Genomic DNA, 26,968 nt, shown 5'->3' with positions numbered 1-26,968 from the left:
GATGGACATCACGTTCCAGGATCTGTCCGGCACGTTCAGCGTGGGCGACATCGCCATCGCGCTGTCGCTGTCGTTCCTGCTCAGCGCCATGATCGGCTGGGTCTACCGGGCCACCCACCGCAACGTCTCCTACAGCCAGTCGTACGTCCAGACGCTGATCATCCTCGGCATGCTGATCTCGCTGATCATGCTGGTGGTGGGCTCCAACATCGCGCGGGCCTTCGCCCTGGTCGGGGCGCTGTCGGTGGTGCGGTTCCGCAACGCCATCAAGGAGACCCGGGACGTCGGGTTCATCTTCCTGGTGATGGGCGTCGGGATGGCCTGCGGCACCCGCTTCTACACCCTGGCGGTCGTCGCGGCCGTCGCGATCAGCCTGATCATCGTGGTGATGTACCGGTTCAACTGGTTCGCGTTGAACGTGCAGCGGCAGGTGGTCAAGGTCCAGGTGCCGGCCGGCGGCAACCACACCGCCGACATCCAGGACGTGCTGGTCCGCTACACCACCGAGTTCGAGCTGGTCAGCCTGGAGTCGATCCGGGCCGGCGCGCTCACCGAGCTGATGTACACCGTCCGGCTCAAGAAGGGCACCGAGCCGGGCGACCTGATCTCGGCGCTCAGCGAGCGGACCTCCGGCCAGCGGGTGACCGTGCTCACCGGCTACGACCAGACGGACCTGTGATGGCCGAGCCGCCCCGCGCCCGGTCCCCGCTGCCCCGGGCGCTGCGCCGCCGGCTGCCCGCCCGGGTCCGGCAGAACTGGAAGCTGCTCACCACCTGCGCGGCGTTCCTCGCCGTCCTCACCCTGGTGCTCGGCACCGAGCGGATCCGCCCGTACGTGACCAGCGCCGGCGACGTCGCGGCGGACTCGGTGACGGTGGACATCGCCGGCACGACCGACCTGTTCGACGCCACCGTCGCGCACTCGGTCTCGCTGACCTTCCGGGACACCGACTACCAGCAGATGCTGGAGACCTACTGGAAGGAGGGGGAGAAGGGGTACGTCGAGGCGGACCTGACCGTCGACGGCGTCAGCATCCCCAGCGTGGGCATCCGGCTCAAGGGCAACTCGACCCTGCAGGGCCTGACCTGGAAGGGCGAGTCCCGGCCGCGCGGCACCGGCGCCGGCCCGGAGGGCGGGATGCCCGGCGGCGGCGAGCGCCCCGCCGGAGCCGGCCAGCGGGCGGGCGGCCAGCAGGGCGGCCAGCCGAACCAGACCGGTCAGCAGGACGGCCAACAAACGGGCCAGCAGGACGGCCAGACCGGCGGGCAGACGGGCCAGCGGCAGGCCGGCGGCGGGTTCCCCGGCGGCGGGATGACCCGCACCGCCCTGAAGGCCGAGGAGCCCGAGAAGCTGCCCTGGCTGATCAGCTTCGACGAGTTCGTCGACGGCCGCCGCTACCAGGGGCACCGCGAGGTGGCCGTCCGCGTCGCCGGCATGGGCGGCGGCTCCACGGTGCTCAACGAGGCGCTGGCGCTGTCCCTGCTCGACAGCACCGGCGAGGTCGCCCAGCGGTACGCGTACTCGTCGTTCACGGTCAACGACCGGCCCACCACGGCGCGGCTGCTGGTCGAGCACCCGGACGAGAACTTCGCCGACCAGATGGGCGGCACCGGCGTGCTCTACAAGTCGCTGGCCAGCAGCAGCTTCACCGACCAGGGCGACGACCAGACCGACTACGCCGACGACTTCAAGCAGATCACGATGAAGGGCAGCCAGGACCTCCAGCCCGTGATCAACCTGATCAAGTGGGTGAACTCGGCCAGCGACGAGGAGTTCGACGCGCAGCTCGCCGACCGGGTCGACGTGGACTCGTTCGCCCGCTACGTCGCGTTGCAGAACCTGCTGCTCAACTTCGACGACATGTCCGGGCCCGGGAAGAACTACTACCTCTGGTACGACCTGGAGACGAAGAGGTTCAGCGTGATCAGCTGGGACCACAACCTGACCTTCAGCGGCAACGCCTCCCAGGGGCCGCACGACAGCGGCGGCTTCGGCATGCGGGGCGGCGGGCAGGCCCCGGGCGGGACGCAGCCCCCCGAGGGGATGGAGCTGCCCGAGGGCATGCAGCTCCCCGGGGGGATGGAGCTGCCCGAGGGGATGCAGCTCCCCGAGGGCATGCAGCCGCCGGGCGGCGGGGCCGCGGCGCAGGAGGGCGACGCCGCCGGGCCGGGCCGCGCGGGCGGCATGATGACCGGCCACAAGCTCAAGGAGCGGTTCCTGGCCAGCGACGCGTTCCAGGAGGTCTACGAGGGCGCGTACCGCGAGCTGTACCAGCAGGTCTACGCCAGCGGCCGGGCGACCGGGGCGCTCGACGCGATCATCGGGGTGCTGAAGACCGTCGACGGGGTCGACGCGACGGCGGTGGACTCCGACGCCGAGCGGCTGCGCACCCTCGTCCAGCAGCGCACCGAGAGCCTCAAGAGCAACGAGGTGATCACCCGGAGCTGAGCCCGGGGAGCCGGGCAGCCGGGGCCAGCCGGGCAGCCGGGGCAGCCGGGAAGCAGGGGAGCCGGGAAGCGGGGGAGCCGGGACGCCGGGCCCGTCGCGCCGGCTCCCCACCCGGCTGCCGGAACGGACAAGGTAGGGCCTGCCGGATGGTCCCCGCCCGCGCCGCCCGGCAGGCTGGGGGCATGGTGGCCGACACGGGCCGGGCGGCGCCCCGGCGGACGTACCCGAAGCACGCCCGGCACTGGGCGACCAGCCTGGCGGCCGCCGGCGTGGCCGTGGCGGCGACCACCTCGGTCGCCCAGATGATCGACCGGTTCCACTGGTGGGCGGGCTTCGTGCTGATCCCCGGCGCGCTGATCGGCGCGGCCGGCGGGGCGCTGCTGACGCGCGGCGGTGGCCGGGCCTTCGCCGGATACGTCGTCGGCTGCGTCGGGCTGCTGGTCTTCACGGTCGGCGCGCTGCTGATGACCGGCACGATGGGCGGGGGCTGGCCCGTCCTGGTCATGCTGCCCTGCCTCGCGGGCGTCGGCACCTACCTGTGGCGGCCCGCCGACCCGCTGGCGCGCGGGCTGCACCGCACGGTCGCCCTGCTCGCCCTGGCCGGCGCGGGGGTCGGCGTGGCCCTGCTGCTGATCCGGCACCGCCTGGTCGACCCGGGGCAGACGCACTGGTGGGGCGGCTTCGTGCTGGCCGCCGGCCTGCTCGTCGGCGCGAACGCCGTCGAGGTGGCCCGGCACCGGATGCCGTACCGGCTCCAGGCGGTCACCCTGCTGCTCGGGCCGGCGGTGGTCGCCGCCCTGCTCGGCGTGCGCATGCTGCGCGGCTGGTGACCCGCCCGCCGCCCGTCGCCCCGCAGCCCCGCCGCCGGTGCCCCGCCGCCGGTGTTAAGAGGGGGCCCCTGCTATGCAGAATGCGTTAACAAGGGGCCCCTCCTTGCTACACGGCGCAGGCGATCACCAGTTCCGGGGTGCGGCCCGGCAGCAGGTCGAGCCGGCCGATCCGCCCCGCCACCCGCACGTCGTCGACCACCAGCGTCAGCCGGTCGAGCAGGTCGGCCGGGCCGAGCGCCTCGGCCAGCGGCACCTCCGCCTTCATCGACAGCTTCCGCTCCGTCTTGGCGCGGCGCACCTGGCCCAGCGCGTCGGACGCCAGCCGCAGCAGCCCCGCGTCGGCCGCGCCGCCGATCGCCCGGTCCACCTCGTAGGTGGTGGGCCACGGCGCGCGGTGCACCGAACCGTAGCGCCACCAGGACCACACCTCCTCGGTGACGAACGGCAGCACCGGGGCGAACAGCCGTAGCTGCACCGACAGGGCGGTGGTCAGCGCCGCCCGCGCCGAGTCGGCCCCCGGCCCGGTGCCGTAGGCGCGCTCCTTCACCAGCTCGATGTAGTCGTCGCAGAACCGCCAGAAGAACGACTCGGTCGCCTGCAACGCGGCCGTGTGGTCGTACGCGTCGAAGGCCGCCGTGGCGGCGGCGACCACGCCGGACAGCTCGGCGAGCAGCGCGGTGTCCAGCGGCTGTGTCGCCGACAGCCCCAGGTCGCGGCGCGGAGTCGGACGCGCCGAGCTGGAGCTGTCGTACGGGGCGCGCAGGGCGTCCGCCGCGCCCAGCCCGAGGGCGAACCGCGACGCGTTGAGCAGCTTGGTGGCCAGCCGCCGGCCCACCCGGATCTGCGCCGGGTCGAACGCCAGGTCCATCCCCGGCCGTCCGCTGGCGGCCCAGTAGCGGACCGCGTCGGAGCCGTACTGCTCCAGCAGCGCCATCGGGGTGACCACGTTCCCCTTGGACTTGGCCATCTTCTTGCGGTCCGGGTCGAGGATCCAGCCGGACAGCACCGCGTCCCGCCAGGGCAGCACCCCGTGCTCGGCGTGGGCGCGGGCCACCGTGGCGAACAGCCAGGTGCGGATGATCTCCTGCCCCTGTGGGCGCAGGTCCATCGGGAAGACCCGCCCGAACAGGTCCGGGTCGGTCTCCCAGCCGCCCACGATCTGCGGGGTCAGCGACGACGTGGCCCAGGTGTCCAGCACGTCCGGGTCGCCGACGAAGCCGCCCGGCAGCCCGCGAAGCGACTCGTCGTAGCCGGGCGGCGGCTCGCCGGACGGGTCGACCGGCAGCGCCGACTCGTCCGGTGTGAGAGGGTGGGTGAAGTCCGGCTCGCCAGTGTCGTCGAGCCGGTACCACACCGGCACCGGCACCCCGAAGAAGCGCTGCCGGCTGACCAGCCAGTCACCGGTCAGCCCGCCCACCCAGTGCTCGTAGCGGCTGCGCATGTGCCCCGGCACCCAGTGCAGCTCCCCGCCCCGGGCCAGCAGTTCCGCGCGCAGGCCGGCGTCGCGGCCCCCGTTGCGCAGATACCACTGCCGGGTCGAGACGATCTCCAGCGGCCGGTCGCCCTTCTCGTAGAACTTCACCGGGTGCACCACCGGGCGCGGCTCGCCCACCAGGTCGCCCGCGTCGGCGAGCAGCCCCACCACGGCCCGCCGGGCGCCGGCCACGGTCTGCCCGGCCAGCGCCGCGTACGGCCCCGCCGGCACCCCGGCCGGCGGCTCCGGCAGCAGCCGGCCGTCGCGGCCGACCACCACCCGCGTGTCGAGCTGAAGCTCCCGCCACCAGGTCACGTCGGTCAGGTCGCCGAACGTGCACACCATCGCGACGCCCGTGCCCTTGGCCGGGTCCGCCAGCGGGTGCGCGCGCACCGGCACCGCCACCCCGAACACGGGGGTACGCACGACCGCGCCCACCAGCCCGGCGTAGCGCTCGTCGTCGGGGTGGCAGACCAGCGCCACGCACGCCGGCAGCAGCTCCGGCCGGGTGGTGTCGATCAGCACCTCCCGCCCGTCCGGCCCGGCGAACCGCAGCCGGTGGTACGCCCCCGGCCGCTCCCGGTCCTCCAGCTCGGCCTGCGCCACGGCGGTGGCGAACCCGATGTCCCACAGCGTCGGGGCCTCCGCCTGGTACGCCTCGCCCCGGGCCAGGTTGCGCAGGAACGCCCGCTGCGAGGCGACCCGGGCCGCCCGGCCGATCGTCGTGTACGTCAGCGACCAGTCCACGCTCAGCCCGAGCCGCCGCCACAACGCCTCGAACGCCTCCTCGTCGACGGCGGTCAGCGTCTCGCACAGCTCCACGAAGTTGCGCCGGGAGACCGGGGTCGGGTTCTTCCGGGCGGCGTCGTCCACGGGCGCGTCCGGCGGCCGCCAGTGCGGGTCGTACGGCAACGTCGGCTCGCAGCGCACCCCGTAGACGTTCTGCACCCGCCGCTCGGTGGGCAGGCCGTTGTCGTCCCAGCCCATCGGGTAGAAGACCGTCCGGCCGCGCATCCGCTGGAACCGGGCCACCGTGTCGGTGTGCGTGTAGGAGAAGACGTGGCCCATGTGCAGCTCGCCCGATACGGTCGGCGGCGGGGTGTCGATGGAGTACACGTCGGCCCGCGCCTTGGTGCGGTCGAACGCGTACGTGCCGTCGTCCTGCCAGCGGCGCGCCCAGGTGTCCTCGATCCCGTCGAGCGTGGGACGCTCGGGGACACCGGCGCGGGCCGACCTGCCCGGTTCAGTCATCCGCCGATGGTAGGCACCGCCGACCGCGCCGGCCACGGCATATCGGCTCGCCGGGCGCCCGGTCAACCCAGATCGCCGGGCGTGTCCGGTCAGCCCAGATCGCCGGGCGTGTCCGGTCAGCCCAGATCGGCGGGCACCGGTCAGACCAGGGAGTCGCGCCACTGGCGGCGCAGCGCCGCGTACCGGCCGCCGCAGGCGGTGAGCCGCTCCGGCGGGCCGTCCTCCACGACCCGGCCGCCGTCGAGGACGAGCACCCGGTCGGCCGTCTCGACGGTGGAGAGCCGGTGCGCGATCACCAGCGCCGTCCGGTCCCGCAGCACCGTGGCGAGCGCCCGCTGCACCAGCCGTTCCGTGGGCACGTCGAGCGACGACGTCGCCTCGTCGAGGATCAGCACGCGGGGGTCGGCGAGGAACGCGCGGGCGAACGCCACGAGCTGCCGCTGCCCGGCGGAGAGCCGGCCGCCGCGGCGGCGCACCTCGGTGGCGTACCCGTCGGGCAGGGCGGCGATGAAGTCGTGCGCGCCGATGGCGCGGGCCGCCGCCCGCACCGCCGCGTCGTCCGCGCCCGGTCGGCCGAACCGGATGTTCTCCGCCACCGAGCCGCTGAACAGGTGGTTCTCCTGGGTCACCAGCACCACCGCCCGGCGCAGCTCGGCGTCGGCCAGGTCCCGCAGGTCGACCCCGTCCAGGGCGACCGCGCCGGCGTCCGGGTCGTGGAACCGGGCCAGCAGCTTGGCGATGGTGGACTTGCCCGCCCCGGTCGCCCCGACCAGCGCGACGGTCTGCCCGGCCGGGACGGTCAGGTCCAGGCCCGACAGGATCGGCGCGTCGGCCCGGTAGCCGAAGCGGACCGACCGGAACTCCACCGCGCCCCGCCCGCCGCCGCCGGGCAGCGGCACCGGGTGCGCCGGCTCGGCGACCCCCGGCCGCTCGTCGAGCACCCCGGCGAGCTTCTCCAGCGCCGCCGTCGCCGACTGGAGGGAGTTGTAGAACTGGCTCAGCTCCTGCATCGGCTCGAAGAAGCGGCGCAGGTAGAGCAGGAACGCGGCGAGCACCCCCACCTCCATCCCGCCGCCGAGCACCCGGGCCCCGCCGTAGCCGAGCACCACCGCCACGGTCACGTTCCCGATCACCTTGATCCCGGGGGAGTAGGTGGCGATCAGCCGGAACGCGTGCAGGCTGGCCTGACGGTAGTCGTCGTTGACGGCCGCGAAGATCCGCTGGTTGCGCGGCTCCCGCCGGTACGCCTGCACCGCCCGGATGCCGCGCAGCGACTCGACGAAGTGCACGATGACCAGCGACACCGCCTCCCGGGTCCGCCGGTACGCGCCGGCCGAGGCGCGGGCGAACCAGCGGGACAGCCAGAACAGGAACGGGAACGCCAGCAGCGTCACCGCCGCCAGCGGCAGGTCCAGCCAGAGCAGGATGCCGGCCACCGACAGGATCGACAGCGCGGCGAGGACCAGGTTGTCGACGCCCCCGTCGAGCAACTCGGCGATCGAGTCCAGGTCGCTGGTGAGGCGGGAGATCATCCGGCCCGACGTGTAGCGCTCGTGGAAGCCGACGGACAGCCGCAGGAAGTGGCCGTACACCCGCTGGCGCAGCTCCAGCAGCACGGCCTGGCCGATCCGGGCGGAGAGGGTGAGGAAGCCGCGCCGGGCCGCGTACTCGACGACGGTGGCGGCGGCGAACGCGCCGGCGATGGCGGCCAGGGGCCCGCTGTCGCCGGCCCGCAGGGGCCCGATGGCCCGGTCGATGCCGAGCATCACCAGGTACGGCCCGGACATGGCGGCGGCGTTCTGGGCCAGCAGCAGCCCCACGGCCAGCCCCAGCCGGCCCCGGTGCGGGCGCAGCAGGTCGCGCAGCAGCGCCCGGCTGCGCACCCGCAGCCGCGCGACGGCCTCGGGGGTCGCCTCCTCGGCCCGGCTCCGGTCGGCCTCCGGGTCGGTGGCGCGCCCCCGCCACCGCTGGAGCTCCAGGCGCGTGGCCGGCCCGCGCCGGCCGGCGTCCCCGGCTGCGTCGGCTGCGGCGTCGTCGGCGGTCGTGGTCACGACCGCACCAGCCCACGGCCGTCCGGCCCGGTCGGCAGCGTGCCGGCGGGGCGGGCGTCGCCGGGCAGCGTGCCGGCGGGGCGGGCGGCGCCCGGGGGCGGCTCGGCCGGGGGCGGCTCGGCGGAGAGGACCGCCCGGTACGCCGGCACCGTGGCCAGCAGCCGCGAGTGGGTGCCGACCGCCGTGATCCGGCCCCGTTCCAGCAGCGCCACCCGGTCGGCCAGCGCGACGGTCGACGGCCGGTGCACCACGAGCAGGGCGGTGGTGTCCCGCAGCACCCGCCGCAGCGCCGCCTCGACCAGCGCCTCGGTGTGCACGTCGAGGGCGGACAGCGGGTCGTCCAGCACCAGCAGCGCCGGCCGGCCGAGGACGGCCCGGGCCAGCGCCAGCCGCTGCCGCTGCCCGCCGGAGAGGGTGAGCCCCTGCTCGCCGACCCGGGTGGCCAGCCCCCACGGCAACTCGTACGCGAAGTCGGCCTGGGCCAGCGCCAGCGCCGCGTGGACCTCGTCCTCGTCGGCGTCCGGGCGGCCCAGCGTGAGGTTCTCCCAGACCGACATGGAGAACAGCGTCGGCTCCTCGAAGGCCACCCCGACCAGCCGGCGCAGCGAGGCCAGCCGCAGGTCCCGCACGTCGTGACCGTCGAGGGTGATCCGGCCGGCGGTCACGTCGTGCAGCCGGGGCACCAGCGAGAGCAGGGTGCTCTTGCCGGCCCCGGTGGCCCCCACCAGGGCCAGCGTCTCGCCCGGCTCCACGGTCAGGTCGATGCCGCGCAGCACCGGCGCGGGCGTGCCGGGGTAGCGGAACGACACGCCCTCGAACGCCAGCCGGCCCCGGACCCCCGCCCGGGCCAGGCCGACGGCGTGCGGAGCGTCCACGATCGCCGGCTCGGTGTCCAGCACCTCCTGGATGCGGTCGGCGGCCGTCGCCGCCTCCTGGCCGTTGGCGATGATCCAGCCCAGCGACTGCACCGGCCAGACCAGCATCAGTTGCAGGCTGACGAACGCGACCAGCTCGCCGATGGTCAGCGCGCCCCGGGCGGCGGAGACCGCCCCGGCGACCAGCACCACGCCGAGGGTCAGGTTGGGCACCAGGTCGAACAGCGCGGAGGTGCGGGCCAGCAGCCGGCTCTTGGCCACGCCGGTGTCGTGCAGCGCCCGCGCGCCGTCGGCGAACCGGGCGGCCAGCTCCGGCCCCCGGCCGTACGCCTTCATCGTGCGCAGGCCCTGCGCGGTCTCCTCGACGAGGGTGGCCACGTCGCCCTGCTGGTCCTGCATCCGCCGCGACGCCGAATGGTAATACCGGCCGAAGCGGCGGCTGATCAGGAACAGCGGCACGGCGCTGGCCGCCACCAGCAGCCCCAGCGTCGGGTGCAGCCGGACCAGCAGCACCACCACGGCGACGTAGGTGACCAGGTTGAGCACCAGGAACAGCAGGCCGAAGGAGAGGAACCGGCGGATCACCGACAGGTCGCTGGTGACCCGCGACAGCAGCTGCCCGGTCTGCCACCGGTCGTGGAAGCCGGCCGGCAGCCGTTGCAGGTGGGCGTAGACGTCGGCCCGGATCGTCGCCTCCATGCCCACCGAGGACGAGGTCTGGGCCCACCGGCGGATGAAGATCAGCAGGGCCTCGGCCAGGCCGAGCAGCAGGGCCAGCCCACCGAGCCGGACCAGGCCGCCCGGGTCGTGCCGGGCGACCGGGCCGTCGACCACCCGCTGCACCACCAGCGGCACCGCCAGGCTCGCCCCGGTGGCCGCCAGCGCCGCCGCGAGCAGCCAGCAGAACGCGACGGCGTGCGGGCGAAGGTAGTGGCGCAGCCGCCAGAGGTTGCGCAGCGGGCGAGCGGCGTCGCCACGGTGGGTTCGGACGCCGTCGCTCTCCGCAGGCACTAACCGACGGTAGCGCCTAAGTGGACGGTCGCCGCTGTCAACTTTCGGCAGTTCCCGTTGCCCGCAAGGGTTTCCGCCGTCGCGCCGGGCTCGTGTGCCGCGCCGGGCTCGTGTGCCGCGCCGGGCTCGCGGGCCTCGTGGGCGAGCAGCCAGCGCTTCACGTCCAGCCCCCAGCGGTAGCCGCCGAGGCTCCCGTCGGTGCGCAGCACCCGGTGGCACGGGACGAACAGGGCGGCGGCGTTGCGGGCACAGGCCGCCGCCGCGGCGCGCACCGCCGCCGGCCGCCCGGCCAGCGCCGCGTACGCCGTGTAGGTGACCGGGTGACCGGGCCCCACCTCGCGCAGCACCCGCCACGCGTGCGCCTGGAACGCCCCGCCGGTGTGCTGCTGCACGGGCACCGGGTCGATGGCCGTCAGGTCGCCGTCGAGGTACGCGGCGACGGCGGCGGTCACCGGCCCGAGGTCGTCGCGCCGCCGCACCGGGCCACGCAGCCCGGGGTGCACCAGCGGCAGCAGCGAATCCGGTTCGGCGGTGAACCCGGCCGCCCGGACCGCCCCGTCGGGGCCGGTCACGATGCTCAGCGGGCCGGCGGGGGTGCCGACGACCGCGCCGTCGAGGGTGGTGGTCATGCTGCTCTCCAGAGTCGGATCACCGCGTACGAGCGCCAGGGGCGCCAGCGCCCGGCGTACGCGTCGAGGGTCGATGGGTCGTCGGGCAGGCCGAGCGCGGCGGCGCCGCGCCGCACGGCCAGGTCGGTGGTGAGGCCGATGTCCGGGTCGCCGAGGGCGCGCATGGCCACGTAGCCGGCCGTCCAGGCGCCGATCCCGGGGATCGCCAGGAGCCGCCGCACGGCCTCCTCCCGGTCCCCGCCCGGGTCGAGGTCGAGCGTGCCGTCGGCGACGGCCCGCGCGGCGGCGCGGATCGTCTCCCGCCGGGCCGCCGGCATCCGGAACTCCCCGTCGGCCGCCGCCAGCAGCTCCTCCGCGTCGGGGAAGCCCCGCAACCCGCCGTCGGCGGGGGCGGGCGGCAGCAGCCGGGTGAGGGTGGTGCGGGCCGAGGCCACCGAGACCTGCTGGGTGGCGACGGCGCGGACGAGCATCTCCAGGCCGTCGACGGCGCGGGGCAGGCGCACGCCCGGTTCGGCCGCCACCGCCGGGGCCAGCGCGGGATCGGCGGCGAGGGTGCCGTCGACGGCCGCCGGGTCGGCGTCGAGGTCGAACAGCCGGCGGCAGCGGGCCACCGCCGGGGCCAGGTCGCGCAGGTCGGCCAGCCGCAGCGTCGCCGAGACGTGGCCGTCCGCCGGGGTCAGCGCCACCTCCGCCGCGCCGTGCGGCAGCCGCAGCCCCCGGTGGTACGTCCCGTCGCGCACCTCCTCCACGCCGGGCAGCGCCCGCAGCGCGAGGAAGTCCAGCAGCGCCGCCGCGTGCAACGGCGGCCGGTACGCCAGCCGCAGCGTGATCGTGCCCGCCCCGCCCGGCGTCGGCCGGCCACCCCGGGCGGCCCGTAGCTGCGACGGGGCGAGGGCGTAGACCTCCCGCACCGTGTCGTTGAACTGCCGGACGCTGCCGAACCCGGCCGCGAACGCGATCTCGGCCATCCCGAGCCCTGTCGTCTCGATCAGGATGCGGGCGGTCTGGGCGCGCTGCGCCCGGGCGAGCGCCAGGGGCCCGGCCCCCAACTCGGCGCGGAGCATCCGGTGCAGGTGCCGCTCGGTGTAGCCGAGCCGGGTGGCCAGCCCGGGCACGCCGTCCCGGTCGACGACCCCGTCGGCGATGAGCCGCATGGCCCGGCCCACCACGTCCGCCCGGACGTCCCACTCGGGCGAGCCCGGGGCGGCGTCGGGGCGGCACCGGCGGCAGGCCCGCAGCCCGGCCGACTGGGCGGCGGCGGCCGACGGGAAGAACCGGACGTTTCGCCGCTTCGGCGTCGTCGCCGGGCAGGACGGCCGGCAGTAGATCCCGGTCGACGTCACGCCCGTGTAGAACCAGCCGTCGAACCGCTGGTCGCGGCTGTCGACGGCCCGGTAGCAGCGCTCGAACTCCAACTCCACGCCCCCGATACTGCCCCGCCCTCCCGGCGCCCGGCTCGCGGAATTCGGACCTGGTTGCAAGGAAGGGCCCCTTGTTAACGCCTTCTGTAGAGGAAGGGCCCCCTGTTAACAACGGCGCTCCAGGTCAGCCCGCCCGCGTGCGCCGGAGCGGGCGGATCCGGGCGGGAAAGTGTCGGTCGTGGCCGGTACCGTCCCGCCACCAACTCAAGAAGGGGTGCGGCGATGGCGAGCCTGGTCGGGCGGGAGGTCCGCTGATGCGGTCGGGGCGGGCGCGGCTCGACCGCACGGTGGTCCAGGGCTTCTACGACCGGATGCGGGCGGTCGCCCCGGCGGCGTACGGGGCGATGGAGCGGGACCGGGCCGGTGACCCGGGGCGGGCGTTCCCGGACACGGCCTGCGGCCGGCTCGTCGCCTCGCTCGACGCCCCCGGCCTGCGCGCGCTCGGCATGTGGGCGCACCACTGGTGCATGCGGTTCTACGACGACGACACCCGGGTGGGGCTGCGCCTGGTGCGGGAGATCGCCGGTCGCCCCGGGCTGGGCTGGACGGTCGACGAGGTGCGCTGGATGCTCGGGGAGTCGGAGGCGGCCGGCCCGTCGGCGGCGCACCGGTTCACGCTGCCGGGCGCGGCGGCCCGGGGCCTGCCGCCGACGGCCCGCCGGGAGTTCGCCGCCGCCGTGCTCTCCGGGGCCGGCAGCCGCGAGCCCGGATAGCCTGCGGGTGGTGCCGCGCCTGCGGAGGTCGTCGTATGCGCGGGCGGTGACGCGCCTGCGGAGGTCGTCGTACGCGCAGGCGGTGACGCGCCTGCGGAGGTCGTCGTACGCGCAGGCGGTGACGCGCCTGCGGAGGTCATCGTGTGCGCGGGCGGTGCCGCGCCTGCGGGCGGCGTCGTGCGGGGCCGTTGGTGGCCGGCGGCGCGTCGTCCGGGCCGGCTGCCCGGCAGCGCCGGGAGCTGCCCGACGACGGTGGCGGCGATCGCCAGGGCGAAGCCCGCGAGCTGCGTCGCGCTCAACGCCTGGCCCAGCGCCAGCCAGCCGAGCGCGGCGGCGGTCAGCGGGCTCAGCGCGCCGAGCACGGAGACCTGGGTCAGGGGCAGCCGCGCCGCGCCGCGGAACCACAGGGCGTACGCGGCGGCGGTGCCGACCAGCCCGAGCCAGGCGTACCCGAGCAGGGCCGGGCCGTCGACGGGCGGCGGCGGTCCCTCGACCGCGACGGCGAGCGGCGCGATCAGCAGGCCCCCGGCGGTGAGCTGCCAGCTCGTCGCGGCGAGGGTGCCGACGCCGGCCGGGCGGCCCCAGCGGCGGGTCAGCACCAGCCCGGCCGCCATCGCGGCGGTGCCGATGAGCCCGGCGGCGACGCCCAGCGGGTCGGTGCCGGCGTCGGGGCGGAGCACGACCAGCGTCACGCCCAGCGGGGCGACGAGCGCGGCGAGCACGGCCGGCGGCCGGGGGCGTTCGCCGAGGGCGCCCACGGCCAGCGCGGCGACCAGCAGCGGCTGTGCCGCGCCGAGCACGGCGGCGGTGCCGCCGGGCAGCCGGTACGCGGCGTAGAAGAGCAGCGGGAAGAACGCACCGATGTTGAGCGCGCCGAGCGCGGCGGCCCGCCACCACCACGCGCCGTGGGGGCGGCGTCGGGTCAGGGCGAGCAGCAGCAGCCCGGCCGGGAGGGCCCGCACCACCCCGGACCAGAGCGGCCGGTCGGGCGGCAGCAGCTCGGAGGTGACCAGGTAGGTGGTGCCCCAGGCGGCGGGCGCGGCGGCGGTGGCCAGCAGGTCGGCGGTGCGGCGGGACATGGGACACCAATCATTAGCAACTAAGTAGCTTGTCGCTAAGCTAATCACCGCCGAGCCGACAGCGCCAGTGCGAGGTGCGGCACAATGCCGGGGTGACCGAGCGGGACGACGTCGACGCCATCGTCGAGCAGTGGCGGCGCGAACGCGCCGGGATGCGACCCGAGCCGATGGCCGTCTTCGGCCGGATCTACCGCCTGGCCCGGCTGGTCGGCGACGAGCAGGAGCGGGTGTACGCGGCCTGGGGCATCAGCCGGGGCGAGTTCGACGTGCTGGCCGCCCTGCGCCGGGCCGGCGCCCCGTACACGCTCGCGCCCAAGGCCCTGGCCGCCGGGCTGATGCTCACCTCGGGCGGGATGACCGGCCGCCTCGACCGCCTGGAGCGCGCCGGCCTCGTGCGCCGCGCCCCGGATCCGGCCGACCGGCGGGGCCTCCAGGTGACCCTGACCGACACCGGCCGGCGGGTCGCCGAGGAGGCCGCCGACGCCGGGCTGGCGACCCAGCAGCGGCTGCTCGACGTCCTCCCGCAACGGGACCAGGAGCGGCTGGCGGAGCTGCTGCGCGAGCTGCTCGCCGCTGCCGCCCCCGACCCCACCAGCCGCCGCCCCCGCCCGCCCCTGACCCCGCGCCCCTGACCTCATCCCACCCCTGACACCCCGCCCCGACGCCACCCCCGCCCTGAGGCCGTGCCGCGAGCGCCCGACGCGCGTCGCGGCGGCCCCACCGAGGAGAGGACCGACCGCCGTGCCCGCCAGCGAACCGACCATCGTCGCCACCAGCATGGGCTTCCTCAGCCGCCGGCTCGGGCCCTACGACCTGCGCCCCGGGCCGGTCTTCGAGCTGGCCGCCGAGCTGGCCGGGGCCGGTCCCGAGCCCCGGCTGTGCTACCTCGGCCAGGCCGTCGGCGACCGGGACGCCTCCATCGCCGCCGTCCACGCGGCCTTCGCCGGCACCCGGTTCCGGGCGTCGCACCTGGCGCTGTTCCCGATGCCGAACGTCGACGACGTCCGGGCGCACCTGCTCGCCCAGGACGTGCTCTGGGTCGGCGGCGGCAGCGTCGCCAACCTGTGCGCTGTGTGGCGGGTGCACGGCCTCGACGAGATCCTGCACGAGTGCTGGCAGGCCGGGGTGGTGCTGGCCGGGGTCTCCGCCGGCTCGATCTGCTGGCACCTCGGCGGCGCCACCGACAGCTTCGGCCCTCGGCTGCGCGGCTTCACCGACGGCCTGGGCTGGTTGCCGTACGGCAACGGGGTGCACTACGACAGCGAGGAGCAGCGGCGACCCCTGATGCACGCGCTGGTCGCCGACGGCACGCTGCCGACGAGCCACTGCACCGACGACGGCGTCGGGCTGGTCTACCGGGGCACCCGCCTGGTCGAGGCGGTCGCCGACCGGCCGGGCGTCGCCGCGTACGAGGTCACTCGCGCCGCCGACGGCGAGGTCCGGGAGGCCCGGATCGAGCCGCGCCTGTTGGCCGGGTGAGGTGAGCCGACCGGAGGCGGCCGGCGACCCGGTGGGGCGAGCTGACCGGAGCCGACGGGGGTCGGCCGCGTAGACTGGCCGGCCGTGAGCCTCACCATCGGGATCGTCGGCCTGCCCAACGTCGGCAAGAGCACCCTGTTCAACGCGCTGACCAAGAACGACGTGCTCGCGGCGAACTACCCCTTCGCCACCATCGAGCCCAACGTCGGCGTCGTCGGGCTGCCGGACGAGCGGCTGACCAAGCTGGCCGAGATCTTCTCCTCGCAGAAGGTCCTGCCCGCGCCGGTGTCGTTCGTCGACATCGCCGGCCTGGTCCGGGGCGCGTCGAAGGGGCAGGGGCGGGGCAACGCGTTCCTGGCGAACATCCGGGACGCGTCGGCGATCTGCCAGGTGGTGCGCGCCTTCTCCGACCCGAACGTGGTGCACGTCGACGGCAAGGTCTCCCCGGCCGACGACATCGAGACGATCAACACCGAGCTGATCCTGGCCGACCTCCAGACGCTGGAGAAGGCGCTGCCCCGGCTGGAGAAGGAGGCCAAGCTCCGCAAGGACCGGGCCGCCGCCGTGACCGCCGCGAAGCAGGCCGTCGAGGTCCTCGACGGCGGCACGACCCTGTACGCCGGCGCGGCCCCCGCCAAGATCGACCTGGAGCACCTGCGCGAGCTGCACCTGCTCACCACCAAGCCGTTCCTCTACGTCTTCAACGTCGACGAGGCCGAGCTGGCCAACGCCGAGTTCCTCGACGAGCTGCGCGCCCTGGTCGCCCCGGCCGAGGCGGTCTTCATGGACGCCAAGATCGAGTCCGAGCTGGTGGACCTGCCCGAGGAGGAGGCCCGCGAGCTGCTGGAGTCCATCGGGCAGTCCGAGCCGGGGCTCGACCAGCTCGTCCGGGTCGGCTTCCGCACGCTGGGGCTCCAGACGTACCTCACGGCCGGGCCCAAGGAAGCGCGGGCCTGGACGGTCCCGGTCGGCGCGACCGCCCCGGAGGCCGCGGGGGTCATCCACTCCGACTTCCAGCGCGGGTTCATCAAGGCCGAGGTGGTCTCCTACGACGACCTGGTCGCGGCCGGCTCGATGGCGGCGGCGAAGGCGGCGGGCAAGGTCCGCATCGAGGGCAAGGAGTACGTCATGCAGGACGGCGACGTCGTGGAGTTCCGCTTCAACGTCTGAGGCCGGTCAGGTCATGCGCGCGCCTCGGATCGGTTCGGTTCAGCGGTGGTAACACCGTGGTATGGTCGATGAATGGCGAGGACGAAGAAGGTCACCATCACGCTGCCGGCAGAGCTGCTGGAGAGCATGAAGGCCCACACCGACAACGTCTCCGGCTACCTCACCGAGCTGGCCGAGCGGGCCGAGCGGCGCAGGCTTCTCCGGGAGGAGTTGGACCGCTACCAAGACGAGCTCGGGGCGTTCACTGACGAGGAGATGGCCGAGGCTCGGGCGCTGTTGCACGGAACCGAGGAGATCGGGCGCGCGGCGTGAGCCTTGAGTCGCTGGTGCTCGACTCGCAGGGTTTCTCAAGGTGGATCGACCAGGATCGAAAGGTAATGCGCCTGTTCGAGCAGGCGGAGCGTGACGGGGTCGACCTCGCCATGTCGGCGGCCACCATCATCGAGGTCTCCCACTCCGGTCTGGACATCGCGCGGCTGGACTGGTTGCTGTCCCGAATCCGAGTCGAGGCGGTGACGAAGGAGAGTGCCCGCCGCAGTGCCGGGCTGCTGAAGGCGGCAGGGCTGCACGGGCACAAGTACGCCGTCGACGCCATGGTCGCCGAGGTGGCGCTACGGCTACCCGCACCGGTGGCGGTCCTGACCTCCGATGTCGACGACATGGTCAAGCTGTGCGGGCGGCGGGTGCGGGCCATAGCGCTGTAGGCGGGTTCTCCGATGGTCGCGACGGTGCGTCAAGCTGTTGATCGGCGACGCAACCCGGTGGAGTTCCGCTTCAACGTCTGAGGCCGCTCCGCCGATGAGTTCGCCGGCCGGCGGCGGTCCACCCGACCGACCACCGACGAACGGAGCACCATGGCCAAGCTGCTGTACTCGGCGACGGCGTCGCTCGACGGCTACATCGCCGGCCCCGGCGGGGACATGTCCTGGCTGACCGAGCACCTGACGGGCGAGAACCCGACGGCGGACCGCCTGCTGGCCGGGGTCGGCGCGATCCTCGCCGGCAACGGCACCTTCGGCGGCGGCGACCCCAACCGGGGCACCGACAAGGAGGGCGCGTTCGGCGGGCAGTACCACGGCCCGGTGTTCGTCCTCACCCACCGGCCACCGGCCGAGCCGCACCCGGGGATCACGTTCGTCGGCGATTTGCCCAGCGCCGTGGCGCAGGCCCGGGAGGCCGCCGGCGACAGGTACGTCAACGTCCTCGGCGCGGAGGTCGCCCGCCAGTGCGTCCGCGCCGGGCTGCTCGACGAAGTCCTGATCTTCTTCGCTCCGGTGCTGCTCGGCGCAGGGGTGCGCATCTTCGACGACCCGGGCGGGCCTGCCGTTCGACTGACGCCGATCCCCGGCGAGACGGCCCACTGGTACCGCGTGGCGTACTGAACGTTGCCGCTGCTTGATCGACAGGGTGCCCCGGGGCAGGACATGATGTCCTGATGCGAACTCGGCTCCTCTTCGTCCGGCACGGCGAGTCGGTGCACAAGGTCGAGGATGTCGTGGGTGGCCCCGGTGGCTGCCGGGGACTGACCGACTCTGGCCATCAGCAGGCGCGCCGGCTGGCCGACCGGCTCCGCGACGAACTCGCCGTCGCCGGGCCGGTGGCGGTCTACTCCTCGGTGCTGCGCCGGACCGTCGAGACCGCGTGGCCCATCGCCGAGGCGCTGGGCGTCAGCCCGGTGCCCGACTGCGGGCTCTGCGCCTGGCACACCCCGCCGTACGCCGACGGGCTGCCCACCGCCCAGTTCCAGACCGAGCACGCCGTCGAGGGCGGCGGCGTGTTCCGGCCGTTCGAGGAGGGCAACGAGAGCTGGGCCGAGCTGGTCGTCCGCGTCAGCCGCGCGATCATGGACATCGCCCACCGGCACTGGGGCGGCACGGCCGTGCTGGTCGGGCACACCGAGACGGTCGAGGCGTCCTTCCACGCGCTCGCCGCCCAGCCGCTGTTCCGGGCGTTCGACATGGAGGTGGCGCCGGCCTCGATCACCGAGTGGACCACCGACGGCGATCCGACGGGCTGGCCGCCGCCCCGCTGGACCCTGCGGCGCTTCAGCGACGTCTCCTGAAGCCCTCGGGGGTGTCGGTCCTGACGTGCACACTGTGCGGATGACGGAACGACTGGCACCCGTGTTGCGGGTCGCGGACGCGGAGGCGACCGCCGGGTGGTATGCCCGGCTCGGCTTCCGCAAGCAGTGGGAGCACCGGTTCGCGCCGGAGCTGCCGAGATACGTGAGCATCGCGCGGGGCGGCATCGAGGTGCACCTGTCGGAGCACGCGGGGGACGCCCGGCCGGGCACCTCGCTCTACCTGTACGTCGACGACGTCGACGCGGTCGCGGCGGACTGCGGCGGCGTCGAGATCGCCGAGCGGGACTGGGGCCGGGAGTTCCAGCTCACCGACCCCGACGGCAACCGCATCCGGGTCGGCACCGTCCCCGCCTGATCCCGCCGCGTTCCTGGACGGTCGGCGGGACGAGTCCGACTCAGGCGCCGCGCAGGGCGTCGTCGACGCCGGTCTCGCGGCGGCCGAGGTGCGCGGGGTCGCGGCCGGAGAGCAGGTCGACGGCGGCTTTCACGCAGGCCCCGTACTCCCGGGTGGAGCTGATCTGCCACGTCCTGGCGTACGCGCGGGCGGTCTCGTCGCCCACCCCGCTGGCGTCGACGCCGAGCCGCCGGCACACCGCCACGGCGCGGGGCAGGTGGAAGGACTGCGTCACCACCGTGGCCCGCTCCACCCCGAAGATCCGCTTCGCGCGGGCGCACGAGTCGTACGTGTCGAAGCCCGCGTAGTCCAGCACGATCTTCTCCGCCGGCACCCCGTTGTCGAGCAGCCAGCGCCGCATCGCGGTCGGCTCGTCGTAGTCGGCGTTCATGTTGTCGCCGGAGAGCAGGACGGCGCGCACCTTCCCGGCGACGAACAGCCGCCGGGCGATCTCCAGCCGGGCGGTGAGGAACGGCGACGGCGTCCCGTCCGGGTGCACCTTCGTGCCGAGCACCAGGGCGACGGGGGCCTCCGGGACGTCCGCCTCGGCGAAGATGTGCCCCTGCGCGCCGTCGCGGATCCATGTCACGCTGGCCACGGTGCCGCCGGTCAGCAACGCCGCCCCGACGACGCCCGCGACGGCGGCGCGGCGCAGCCAACGCCAGCGCCTGCGCGTGCCGCCGGCCGTGCGCAGCCTGCCGATCATGGTGGACAGTCGACGCCGCATGGGTACGAGTATTCCCGATCATCCGCGCGACTGAGCGTTGATCAACTCCATGTCGGGGACATGGCGGTATCAACCGGCCCCCGACCGGACCATGTCCCCGACGTGGTGTGGATCAAGGGTGATCAGGCGAGCCCTGACCGGCGCGGTGCGCCTCGCCCGGGTGGTGGCCCGCTGGGCGGGGGTGCTCTCCTGCGCGGACCCGGGGGAGACCACGGTGTCGGCGGAGGACGAGCAGGGCGTACGGCATCGGGTCTTCTGCGACCTGCGGCTGCCCGGCGGCCGGCGCTGCCTGCTCCGCGCCGACCACGACGGCCCCTGCGCCCGCCGTCCGGCTCGCTGAGGCAGGCGGCCGCCGCTCGGTTCGCCGGCATTCGGGGAATTCGACTACGAAGCTCCCGGTAGTCGCCCGGTGTCTTTGGGTGGCTGACAAGAGCGGTCGCCGACGGTACGCTATGGGCGCTCGAAATCAGAGCAAGCTATCCACCAGAGCCGCTGTGTCGAATCGCCACCAAGATGCATTGCGGGCAATGCTCGTGCGCCGATTGCTGCGACTGGCGACCACGCCTCCGTCCCCGTGGTGGCTGCATCTTTCGATGACCGACGCCATTGCCGTGCATCACTACTAATGGGCTTCGTTTGAGGAGAGGTTAGCGATGCATCGGCCCAGAATGTCTCGATGGCGGCTACTGTCCGCCGTGTTGCTCGGCGTCCTGCCGGTTCTCGTCGCCGTCCCGTCCGCGGCGGGTGCCGGGCGCGGCGTGCTGCTGCCGGACTCGACGCCGACCTTCCAGCACCAACTGCTGGCCAAGGCCACTCCCGACGAGTGCTTCGCCGGGGTCGGGGTGCCCTACCCGGCCGGGCCGCCCTGCGCGCAGGGGCAGGCCAAGGTCAACCAGGCGTACGTGTGGTCGCTCGCCCAGGCGAACGGCCGGCTGTGGTTCGGCACCGGGGCGAATGTGAACTGCATCGTCGCCGGCACCACTCTCGCCCAGCCGACGCCCCGGCTGTACGACGACTACGTGTGCGAATACGCGAGCAGTCAGATCGTGGTGCAGAATCCGACCATGCCGACAAATGTCGGCGATCACCGGCAACCCCGGGTCTACGTCCACGATCTCGCCTCCGGTGTGCTCACCGAGAAGACGGACGTCATCAAGAACCGGTCGACCGACGACCTGAACCGGTTGAAGCGGACGCTGGGACTGCGGGCCGGCGGGACCAACCAGGGAGTCGTCTTCCTCGCCGGGCCGGCCCTCGGCGCGACGGTCAACATGTTCGCTTTCGACACCGTCACCGGCGACTATCTCGGCTCGGCCAACTTCACCAAGTACGGCAACATCCGCCACTTCCTGGTGGCCGACGGCGTCCTCTACGCGGGCGTCGGGGTGGGTGCCAACGGCAAGGACGGCGGATACCTGCTGCGCTGGGCCGGCGACCGGACCAACCCGTTCAACTTCGTCGAGGTCGGCAAGCTCCCGGCCCAGATCGCCGACCTGACCGAGCACGACGGCCGGATCTTCGTCAGCACCTGGTCGGCGTGGAGCGGCGGCGGCTCGCTGGCGGGCGGCCCGGCGGGCGGGTCGGCGGGCGGAAACCCGCCGCACACCGTCCTCGACCCGCTGCTCGAACGCCTCGGCGTCCGGCCGATCCAGGACGTCGACCCCACCATCGCCGGGGTGTGGATGAGCCCGCCGCTGAAGAACGGCGCGCCCGGCCTGACCACGGACGACGTCACCGGCTGGGAGCAGGTCTGGAGCGTCCAGCAGTACGAGCCGGATCCGCTGATCGCCACCACCTACGGGCTCGGCGCGCTGGTCTCCTACGGCGGCTACCTCTACTGGGGCACGATGCACGTGCCGATGAAGTCGACGAGCGTGGTCGCCGCCATGTACCCGCCGGCCGACGAGTACGCGGCCCGGGACACGCTGGAGAACACCCAGCGGGCGGTCAGCATCTTCCGGGGCCGGGGGTTCGGCCCGCTCCTCGGCGGGATCGACCTGATCGAGGACGTGGACCTGCTCTACGGCGAGCCGCAACTGCCCGTCTACAACGCGCAGGCGAACGCCGGCGCGGGCGGCTGGGAGAACATGACCACCGGCTACAGCGCGCAGTTCGGGCGGATGGGGTTCGGCAACATCTACACGAACTACACCTGGACCATGGCCGTCACCGACGGCCGGCTCTTCGTCGGCACGATGGACTGGAGCTATCTCGCCAAGGACCTGCTGCCGCAGACGGCGGCGCAGCTGGGCTTCAGCGGCGCGGTCGAGGGGCTGAGCGACGGGCTGGATCCGATCACGATCGACCCGGAGCTCTACGGCGGCGACCTGTTCATGTTCGACTCGAACCTGCACCCGGCGACGGCGGTGGACACGAAGGGGCTGGGCAACCAGCTCAACTACGGCTTCCGCACCATGATCACTGACGGGAAGACCCTCTACCTCGGCATGGGCAACCCGATGAACCTGCGTACGGACCCGACCGACGACATCCCGGAAGGCGGCTGGGAACTGCTCAAGCTGACCTGGAGCTGACCCTGACCCCGGTGGGTCGCCCGGCAAGCCGGGCGACCCACCGGGGCGGGCTCGGGGCGGCGGGGCGGGCGGGTCGACGGGTCAGAGGTGGCCCTGCATCTGGCCGCTGCGTCCCACGTCGCCCTGGTGGCCGTGCCGCTCGGCGGCGTAGCGCTGCTGGTCGGCGGCTGCCGCACGGGCCGCCGCCGAGTCCTCCGGCGACGACTGCCGCCGCCGGTCGCGCCAGGCGACCACCAGGAACGCGCCCACGATCAGCGCCAGGGCCGCCCCGAAGAGAACCGCCAGTGTAGTCATGTCCTGACGGTAGGCCACCGGGTCGACCCCGGGACAGGGCCGGAGCCGGCCTCGGGCCCGGTCAGGAGATGTAGTGCAGGATCACGTTGTGCACGTGGTGGCTCTTCTGCGCGCCCCGGAACTCGACCTCGTACGTGTGCGTGCCGACGTGGATGGCGATCGAGCCGGTGGAGAAGAACTCCCCGCCCCACGACTTGTTGCTCACCACGCTCACGCTGGTGATCTTCGAGTAGGGGATGCTGGTGATCGCGTACCGCTTGCCGACGAAGGAGCGGTCCTGGATGATCACCCGCCGGTCGGTGAGGCCGATGAACCCGGTGCCGGTGCCGACGGCGTCGTAGACGGCGATGATCTGCTCACCCGTGAGCAGGCCGCTCTGGATCTGCTGGAACTGCTCCTTGCGGTCGTATGTCGCATTCGCCATGACCCCACGGTAGGCGGGCCCGCCAAACAGGCGACCGCTCAGGAGCCGGTGACGGTGCGGTACGCGTCCTCGATGCGGGCGGCCAGCAGGACCTCGCCCTCGCTCAGCGGCGCGCCGTCGCCGTGCCCGACCCGGATCTGCGTCCGGTCGTCGCGGCGGCTGATCTCGGGGCGCAGGTGCAGGGCGTCGGCGACCACCTTGACCCGTTCGGTCAGCGCGGCGTGCTGGGTGTCGTCGATCTCCAGCGTGCGCCGGATCTGCTCGCCCTCTCGGGTCCACCCGGTCAGCAGGGTGAGTGCGTCGCTCAGGTAGTCGTGCTTCGCCCGGCTCCTGAACAGCACCCGCATCACCGCACCTCCCAGGCGTCGTTGCCGGCTTGTGGCCAAATCGTCGCCGTCCCGTGTCTAAGTCGGTAACCCCAGTCTGTCGTCCGACCGAGGGTGTGTCCACGCCCACACTTCCCACTTCTACTGGCCTAGCGGACGGCCACGGTACCCAAACCGCCTATTGATCTGGCACGCTGGGAGCCCGTGCGGACCGAACGGGCTAACGAAAGCGGACAGACCGAGCGACGGGACCCGAAGGTGGTCGTCGGCGCGGCGATCATCGCCGACGGGCGGGTGCTCGCCTGCGCCCGGTCGGCCCCGCCCGAGGTGGCCGGCATGTGGGAGTTCCCCGGCGGCAAGGTCGAGCCGGGCGAGAGCGAGACCGCCGCCCTGGTCCGCGAGTGCGCCGAGGAGCTGGCCGTACGCGTGGAGATCGGCGACCGGGTCGGCCGCAACGTGCGGATGGCCCACGGCCGTTCGGTGCTGAAGGTGTACGCGGCCCGCCTGCTGCACGGCGACCGGCCGAAGGCCCTGGAGCACTCGGCGCTGCGCTGGCTCTCTGCGGCCGAGCTGGACACCGTGACCTGGCTGCCCGCCGACGCCCCTATCGTCGCCGCCCTGCGCCCCCTGCTCGCCACCGACTGAAGCCGACGGGCAGCAGGGGAGCGGGGACGGTCGGGCAACAGGGGCGGCAGGACCAGGCGGGCGACGACCCCGGAAACGCCGACGGGGGCCGGCGGCCTGCGCCGCCAGCCCCCGCCGTCTCGCCGTGGTCAGTGCTTGTCCTGCTCCGGGTGGGCGAAGTTGAGGTGCTCCGGCGGCAGCGGGAACTGCACGTCGTCGCCGAACGGCGACGGCGCGGCGGCCCGGTCGAAGGTGAGCTCCGTCAGCGGCAGCTTGCCGTTGTCGTCCACGGCCGGGGCGGTCGGCTTCGGCACCTCGCGGTGCCAGTTGACGCCGGCCTGGGCCTGCGCCTCGGCGGCCTGGTCGTGGGAGCCACCCGCGTGCGAGTGGACCCCGCCGGCGGCGGCGTGGGAGTGCACGGCGCCGCTGTGCGAGGCGCTGGTCACGCTGGTCTGAGGCACCTGACCCCTCCGGAAGATCTTGCTACCGAGCCATACCAGGGGATCGTACCTGCGGTCGACCACGCGCTCCTTCATGGGGATGATCGCGTTGTCAGTGATCTTGATGTGCTCGGGGCAGACCTCGGTGCAGCACTTGGTGATGTTGCAGAAGCCGAGGCCCTGCTCCGCCTGCGCGTACTCCTTGCGGTCGGTCTTCGCGTCGAGCGGGTGCATGTCCAGCTCGGCGGCCCGGATGAAGAACCGGGGACCCGAGAACGCCTGCTTGTTCTCCTCGTGGTCGCGGACCACGTGGCAGACGTTCTGGCACAGGAAGCACTCGATGCACTTGCGGAACTCCTGCGAGCGCTCGACGTCGACCTGCTGCATCCGGTACTCGCCCGGGGCGACCCCGGCCGGCGGCGCGAACGCCGGGGTCTCCCGCGCCTTCTCGTAGTTGAACGAGACGTCGGTGACCAGGTCCCGGATGATCGGGAACGTGCGCAGCGGGGTGACCGTGACGGTCTCGGCCTCCTCGAACGTCGACATCCGGGTCATGCAGCCCAGCTTGGGCATCCCGTTGATCTCCATCGAGCAGGAGCCGCACTTGCCGGCCTTGCAGTTCCACCGGCAGGCCAGGTCCGGCGCGTCGGTGGCCTGGAGCCGGTGGATGACGTCGAGGACCACCTCGCCCTCGTTGACCTCGACCTGGTAGTCCTGCAGGTCGCCGCCGCTCTCGTCGCCCCGCCAGATCCTGAAGTGACGCTTGGTTCCCATTACTTGCCCGCCTCCTCAGCGAGGGCGTCGAAGTCCGCGAGCTCCTCGTCGGTCAGGTACTTGGCCAGTTCGGCCCGGTCGAACAGGGCGACCAGCTCGGCGCGCATCTTCGGCAGCGGCTTGTGGGTCAGCCGCACCGTGTCGCCGTCCAGGGCGCAGACCAGGTTCACCATGCGCCACTTCGGGTCCATCGCCGGGAAGTCCTCCCGGGTGTGGCCGCCGCGCGACTCCTGCCGCTCCAGCGCCGCCTTCGCGGTGCACTCCGAGACCACCAGCATGTTGCGCAGGTCCAGCGCGAGGTGCCAGCCCGGGTTGTAGCGCCGCCCGCCGGCCGCGCTGACCTTCGCCACCCGCTCGCGCAGCTCGGCCAGCCTGACCAGCGCGTCGGCCAGCTCGCCCTCCCGGCGGATGATCCCGACCAGATCCCCCATGACCGCCTGGAGGTCCTGCTGGAGGTGGTACGGGTTCTCCCCGGTGTCGCGCTGCAACGGCGCGAGCGCCGTCTCCACGGCCGCCTCGACCGCGCCGATCGACACCTTCGGGCGCGAGGTCAACTGATCAGCGTACGACGCCGCGTGGCCGCCCGCCCGCTTGCCGAAGACCAGCAGGTCCGACAGCGAGTTGCCGCCGAGCCGGTTGGAGCCGTGCATGCCGCCCGACACCTCACCGGCGGCGAACAGCCCGCGCACCGTGCCGAAGGCGGCGCCCGAGTCCGGGTCCACCTCGACGCCGCCCATCACGTAGTGACAGGTCGGGCCGACCTCCATCGGCTCCTTGGTGATGTCGACGTCGGCCAGCTCCTTGAACTGGTGGTACATCGACGGCAGGCGGCGACGGATCTCCTCGGCCGGCAGCCGGGACGCGATGTCGAGGTAGACGCCGCCGGCCGGCGTGCCCCGACCGGCCTTGACCTCGCTGTTGATCGCCCGGGCCACCTCGTCGCGGGGCAGCAGCTCCGGCGGACGCCGGTTGTTGTCCGGGTCCTTGTACCAGCGGTCGGCCTCGGCCTCGTTGTCCGCGTACTGCTTGCGGAACACGTCCGGGACGTAGTCGAACATGAACCGCTTGCCGTCGGAGTTCTTCAGGATGCCGCCGTCGCCGCGCACCGACTCGGTGACCAGGATGCCCTTCACCGAGGGCGGCCACACCATGCCGGTCGGGTGGAACTGGAGGAACTCCATGTTGATCAGCGTCGCCCCGGCGCGCAGGGCCAGCGCGTGCCCGTCGCCCGTGTACTCCCAGGAGTTCGACGTGACCTTGTAGGACCGGCCGACGCCACCGGTGGCCAGCACCACGGCCGGGGCCTCGAACAGGATGAACTCGCCCGACTCCCGGTAGTAGCCGAACGCCCCGGCGACCTTGTCGCCGTCGAGCAGCAGCTCGGTGATCGTCGTCTCGGCGAACACCTTGATCCGGGCGTCGTACGAGCCGAACTCCGCCTTGTCCTCCTGCTGGAGGGAGACGATCTTCTGCTGGAGGGTGCGGATCAGCTCCAGACCCGTCCGGTCGCCGACGTGCGCCAGCCGGGGATACTCGTGGCCACCGAAGTTGCGCTGCGAGATCTTCCCGTCCTTGGTGCGGTCGAACAGCGCGCCGTACGTCTCCAGCTCCCAGATGCGCTGCGGCGACTCCTTCGCGTGCAGCTCGGCCATCCGGAAGTTGTTGAGGAACTTGCCGCCGCGCATGGTGTCGCGGAAGTGCACCTGCCAGTTGTCCCGGCTGTTGACGTTGCCCATGGCGGCGGCCGCGCCGCCCTCGGCCATCACGGTGTGCGCCTTGCCGAACAGCGACTTCGAGATGATCGCCGTCTTCTTGCCCGCGAGCCGGGCCTCGATCGCCGCGCGCAGGCCGGCGCCGCCGGCCCCGATCACGACGACGTCGTAGTGGTGTCGTTCGATGCGATTCGTGGTCGTCATG

The 26,968-nt window shown here is 73.5% G+C and carries 25 protein-coding genes and 2 pseudogenes; 15 read left to right on the top strand and 12 right to left on the bottom strand.

Annotated elements, in window-relative coordinates:
* Position 1 precedes the first annotated feature (1 nt).
* From O7628_RS07555 to O7628_RS07545, 3 genes are all read left to right on the top strand, one after another.
* Positions 2–679: a DUF4956 domain-containing protein gene (locus O7628_RS07555; protein ID WP_091277146.1), complete on the top strand. Its 678-nt coding sequence runs from the start codon at positions 2–4 to the stop codon at positions 677–679.
* A complete protein-coding gene (locus O7628_RS07550; RefSeq protein ID WP_278129344.1) occupies positions 679–2,448 on the top strand; it encodes a CotH kinase family protein in 1,770 nt (589 codons plus the stop codon). The genes O7628_RS07555 and O7628_RS07550 overlap by 1 nt, the downstream gene beginning before the upstream one ends.
* Before the next feature lie 182 nt (positions 2,449–2,630).
* A complete protein-coding gene (locus O7628_RS07545) occupies positions 2,631–3,278 on the top strand; it encodes a hypothetical protein (RefSeq protein ID WP_278129343.1) in 648 nt (215 codons plus the stop codon).
* 106 nt (positions 3,279–3,384) lie between these two features.
* On the opposite strand, the gene valS is transcribed toward O7628_RS07545, so the two are convergent.
* The 5 genes and pseudogenes from valS to O7628_RS07520 form a co-directional block, all read right to left on the bottom strand.
* Positions 3,385–6,003, bottom strand: coding sequence for a valine--tRNA ligase (valS, locus tag O7628_RS07540; RefSeq protein WP_278129342.1), 2,619 nt, complete (start codon positions 6,001–6,003; stop codon positions 3,385–3,387).
* A 140-nt stretch (positions 6,004–6,143) separates the two neighbouring features.
* Positions 6,144–7,982: an ABC transporter ATP-binding protein gene (locus tag O7628_RS07535; protein WP_278136250.1), complete on the bottom strand. Its 1,839-nt coding sequence runs from the start codon at positions 7,980–7,982 to the stop codon at positions 6,144–6,146.
* Between the two features lie 68 nt (positions 7,983–8,050).
* Complete coding sequence (locus O7628_RS07530; RefSeq protein WP_278129341.1) at positions 8,051–9,940, bottom strand: ABC transporter ATP-binding protein; 1,890 nt, start codon at positions 9,938–9,940, stop codon at positions 8,051–8,053.
* A gap of 134 nt (positions 9,941–10,074) precedes the next feature.
* Positions 10,075–10,569: pseudogene (locus O7628_RS07525) on the bottom strand (methylated-DNA--[protein]-cysteine S-methyltransferase); the annotation flags it as partial.
* The gene (locus tag O7628_RS07520; protein WP_278129340.1) at positions 10,566–11,990 is read right to left on the bottom strand and encodes an AlkA N-terminal domain-containing protein; all 1,425 of its coding nucleotides are present in this window, start codon (positions 11,988–11,990) and stop codon (positions 10,566–10,568) included. The pseudogene O7628_RS07525 and the gene O7628_RS07520, both read right to left, overlap by 4 nt.
* Before the next feature lie 254 nt (positions 11,991–12,244).
* On the opposite strand from O7628_RS07520, the gene O7628_RS32660 reads away from it, so the two are divergent.
* Positions 12,245–12,703 (top strand): hypothetical protein, encoded by a 459-nt coding sequence (locus O7628_RS32660; RefSeq protein WP_074472609.1) that lies wholly within the window; start codon positions 12,245–12,247, stop codon positions 12,701–12,703.
* A 260-nt stretch (positions 12,704–12,963) separates the two neighbouring features.
* Here O7628_RS32660 and O7628_RS32655 read toward each other — a convergent pair.
* A pseudogene (locus O7628_RS32655) lies at positions 12,964–13,782 on the bottom strand (EamA family transporter); the annotation flags it as partial.
* A 92-nt stretch (positions 13,783–13,874) separates the two neighbouring features.
* On the opposite strand from O7628_RS32655, the gene O7628_RS07510 reads away from it, so the two are divergent.
* From O7628_RS07510 to O7628_RS07475, 8 genes are all read left to right on the top strand, one after another.
* On the top strand, positions 13,875–14,414 hold the full coding sequence (locus tag O7628_RS07510) for a MarR family transcriptional regulator (protein WP_278129338.1): 540 nt from the start codon (positions 13,875–13,877) through the stop codon (positions 14,412–14,414).
* Positions 14,415–14,523: 109 nt separating this feature from the next.
* Positions 14,524–15,261, top strand: coding sequence for a peptidase E (locus O7628_RS07505; protein WP_278129337.1), 738 nt, complete (start codon positions 14,524–14,526; stop codon positions 15,259–15,261).
* A gap of 84 nt (positions 15,262–15,345) precedes the next feature.
* Positions 15,346–16,431: a redox-regulated ATPase YchF gene (gene ychF, locus O7628_RS07500; RefSeq protein WP_074472611.1), complete on the top strand. Its 1,086-nt coding sequence runs from the start codon at positions 15,346–15,348 to the stop codon at positions 16,429–16,431.
* 72 nt (positions 16,432–16,503) lie between these two features.
* The gene (locus O7628_RS07495) at positions 16,504–16,743 is read left to right on the top strand and encodes a hypothetical protein (protein WP_278129336.1); all 240 of its coding nucleotides are present in this window, start codon (positions 16,504–16,506) and stop codon (positions 16,741–16,743) included.
* The gene (locus O7628_RS07490) at positions 16,740–17,135 is read left to right on the top strand and encodes a PIN domain-containing protein (RefSeq protein WP_278129335.1); all 396 of its coding nucleotides are present in this window, start codon (positions 16,740–16,742) and stop codon (positions 17,133–17,135) included. The genes O7628_RS07495 and O7628_RS07490 overlap by 4 nt, the downstream gene beginning before the upstream one ends.
* A gap of 150 nt (positions 17,136–17,285) precedes the next feature.
* A complete protein-coding gene (locus O7628_RS07485; RefSeq protein WP_278129334.1) occupies positions 17,286–17,813 on the top strand; it encodes a dihydrofolate reductase family protein in 528 nt (175 codons plus the stop codon).
* Between the two features lie 53 nt (positions 17,814–17,866).
* Entirely contained in the window at positions 17,867–18,493 is a 627-nt protein-coding gene (locus O7628_RS07480; RefSeq protein WP_043965748.1) for a histidine phosphatase family protein, read from the top strand.
* A 40-nt stretch (positions 18,494–18,533) separates the two neighbouring features.
* On the top strand, positions 18,534–18,869 hold the full coding sequence (locus O7628_RS07475) for a glyoxalase superfamily protein (RefSeq protein ID WP_278129332.1): 336 nt from the start codon (positions 18,534–18,536) through the stop codon (positions 18,867–18,869).
* Between the two features lie 40 nt (positions 18,870–18,909).
* Here the strand turns inward: O7628_RS07475 and O7628_RS07470 are convergent, their stop codons facing one another.
* Positions 18,910–19,635: an ElyC/SanA/YdcF family protein gene (locus tag O7628_RS07470; protein WP_278129330.1), complete on the bottom strand. Its 726-nt coding sequence runs from the start codon at positions 19,633–19,635 to the stop codon at positions 18,910–18,912.
* A 91-nt stretch (positions 19,636–19,726) separates the two neighbouring features.
* Here O7628_RS07470 and O7628_RS07465 point away from each other — a divergent pair, with 91 nt between their 5' ends.
* Complete coding sequence (locus tag O7628_RS07465) at positions 19,727–19,975, top strand: hypothetical protein (protein WP_278129329.1); 249 nt, start codon at positions 19,727–19,729, stop codon at positions 19,973–19,975.
* Positions 19,976–20,288: 313 nt separating this feature from the next.
* Complete coding sequence (locus tag O7628_RS07460) at positions 20,289–22,169, top strand: hypothetical protein (RefSeq protein WP_278129327.1); 1,881 nt, start codon at positions 20,289–20,291, stop codon at positions 22,167–22,169.
* 81 nt (positions 22,170–22,250) lie between these two features.
* On the opposite strand, the gene O7628_RS07455 is transcribed toward O7628_RS07460, so the two are convergent.
* From O7628_RS07455 to O7628_RS07445, 3 genes are all read right to left on the bottom strand, one after another.
* Positions 22,251–22,463, bottom strand: coding sequence for a hypothetical protein (locus O7628_RS07455; protein ID WP_278129325.1), 213 nt, complete (start codon positions 22,461–22,463; stop codon positions 22,251–22,253).
* Between the two features lie 61 nt (positions 22,464–22,524).
* Positions 22,525–22,887, bottom strand: coding sequence for a PH domain-containing protein (locus O7628_RS07450; protein ID WP_043965760.1), 363 nt, complete (start codon positions 22,885–22,887; stop codon positions 22,525–22,527).
* A gap of 38 nt (positions 22,888–22,925) precedes the next feature.
* Positions 22,926–23,234, bottom strand: coding sequence for a 4a-hydroxytetrahydrobiopterin dehydratase (locus O7628_RS07445; RefSeq protein WP_278129324.1), 309 nt, complete (start codon positions 23,232–23,234; stop codon positions 22,926–22,928).
* A 183-nt stretch (positions 23,235–23,417) separates the two neighbouring features.
* Between O7628_RS07445 and O7628_RS07440 the strand changes: the two genes are divergently transcribed.
* Positions 23,418–23,858, top strand: a complete 441-nt coding sequence (locus O7628_RS07440; protein WP_074472621.1) for a (deoxy)nucleoside triphosphate pyrophosphohydrolase — start codon at positions 23,418–23,420, stop codon at positions 23,856–23,858.
* Between the two features lie 128 nt (positions 23,859–23,986).
* Here the strand turns inward: O7628_RS07440 and O7628_RS07435 are convergent, their stop codons facing one another.
* Together O7628_RS07435 and O7628_RS07430 are read right to left on the bottom strand one after the other, a co-directional pair.
* Positions 23,987–25,051 carry a succinate dehydrogenase/fumarate reductase iron-sulfur subunit gene (locus tag O7628_RS07435; RefSeq protein WP_178066357.1) on the bottom strand — a complete coding sequence of 355 codons (1,065 nt, stop codon included), beginning with the start codon at positions 25,049–25,051 and terminating at the stop codon, positions 23,987–23,989.
* Positions 25,051–26,967, bottom strand: coding sequence for a fumarate reductase/succinate dehydrogenase flavoprotein subunit (locus tag O7628_RS07430; RefSeq protein ID WP_278129319.1), 1,917 nt, complete (start codon positions 26,965–26,967; stop codon positions 25,051–25,053). Before O7628_RS07430 ends, O7628_RS07435 begins: the two co-directional genes overlap by 1 nt.
* Between the last annotated feature and the right edge of the window lies 1 nt (position 26,968).

Origin of the sequence: Micromonospora sp. WMMD956, assembly GCF_029626125.1 — a bacterium.
Lineage (GTDB): Bacteria > Actinomycetota > Actinomycetes > Mycobacteriales > Micromonosporaceae > Micromonospora > Micromonospora carbonacea.
The sequence above is the reverse complement of the archived record's forward strand: the minus strand, read 5'-3'. Positions and strand labels throughout refer to the sequence as shown.

What these genes read in the sequence shown, in the direction of transcription:
- O7628_RS07465 (WP_278129329.1), top strand. Translation starts at nt 19,727, where the DNA reads ATGTCCCCGACGTGGTGTGGATCAAGGGTGATCAGGCGAGCCCTGACC.
- O7628_RS07475 (WP_278129332.1), top strand. Translation starts at nt 18,534, where the DNA reads ATGACGGAACGACTGGCACCCGTGTTGCGGGTCGCGGACGCGGAGGCG.
- O7628_RS07550 (WP_278129344.1), top strand. Translation starts at nt 679, where the DNA reads ATGGCCGAGCCGCCCCGCGCCCGGTCCCCGCTGCCCCGGGCGCTGCGC.
- O7628_RS07450 (WP_043965760.1), bottom strand. Translation starts at nt 22,887, where the DNA reads ATGGCGAATGCGACATACGACCGCAAGGAGCAGTTCCAGCAGATCCAG.
- O7628_RS07455 (WP_278129325.1), bottom strand. Translation starts at nt 22,463, where the DNA reads ATGACTACACTGGCGGTTCTCTTCGGGGCGGCCCTGGCGCTGATCGTG.
- O7628_RS07445 (WP_278129324.1), bottom strand. Translation starts at nt 23,234, where the DNA reads ATGCGGGTGCTGTTCAGGAGCCGGGCGAAGCACGACTACCTGAGCGAC.
- O7628_RS07485 (WP_278129334.1), top strand. Translation starts at nt 17,286, where the DNA reads ATGGCCAAGCTGCTGTACTCGGCGACGGCGTCGCTCGACGGCTACATC.
- O7628_RS32660 (WP_074472609.1), top strand. Translation starts at nt 12,245, where the DNA reads ATGCGGTCGGGGCGGGCGCGGCTCGACCGCACGGTGGTCCAGGGCTTC.
- O7628_RS07435 (WP_178066357.1), bottom strand. Translation starts at nt 25,051, where the DNA reads ATGGGAACCAAGCGTCACTTCAGGATCTGGCGGGGCGACGAGAGCGGC.
- O7628_RS07555 (WP_091277146.1), top strand. Translation starts at nt 2, where the DNA reads ATGGACATCACGTTCCAGGATCTGTCCGGCACGTTCAGCGTGGGCGAC.
- O7628_RS07480 (WP_043965748.1), top strand. Translation starts at nt 17,867, where the DNA reads ATGCGAACTCGGCTCCTCTTCGTCCGGCACGGCGAGTCGGTGCACAAG.
- O7628_RS07495 (WP_278129336.1), top strand. Translation starts at nt 16,504, where the DNA reads ATGGCGAGGACGAAGAAGGTCACCATCACGCTGCCGGCAGAGCTGCTG.
- O7628_RS07470 (WP_278129330.1), bottom strand. Translation starts at nt 19,635, where the DNA reads ATGCGGCGTCGACTGTCCACCATGATCGGCAGGCTGCGCACGGCCGGC.
- O7628_RS07545 (WP_278129343.1), top strand. Translation starts at nt 2,631, where the DNA reads ATGGTGGCCGACACGGGCCGGGCGGCGCCCCGGCGGACGTACCCGAAG.
- O7628_RS07430 (WP_278129319.1), bottom strand. Translation starts at nt 26,967, where the DNA reads ATGACGACCACGAATCGCATCGAACGACACCACTACGACGTCGTCGTG.
- O7628_RS07460 (WP_278129327.1), top strand. Translation starts at nt 20,289, where the DNA reads ATGCATCGGCCCAGAATGTCTCGATGGCGGCTACTGTCCGCCGTGTTG.
- valS (WP_278129342.1), bottom strand. Translation starts at nt 6,003, where the DNA reads ATGACTGAACCGGGCAGGTCGGCCCGCGCCGGTGTCCCCGAGCGTCCC.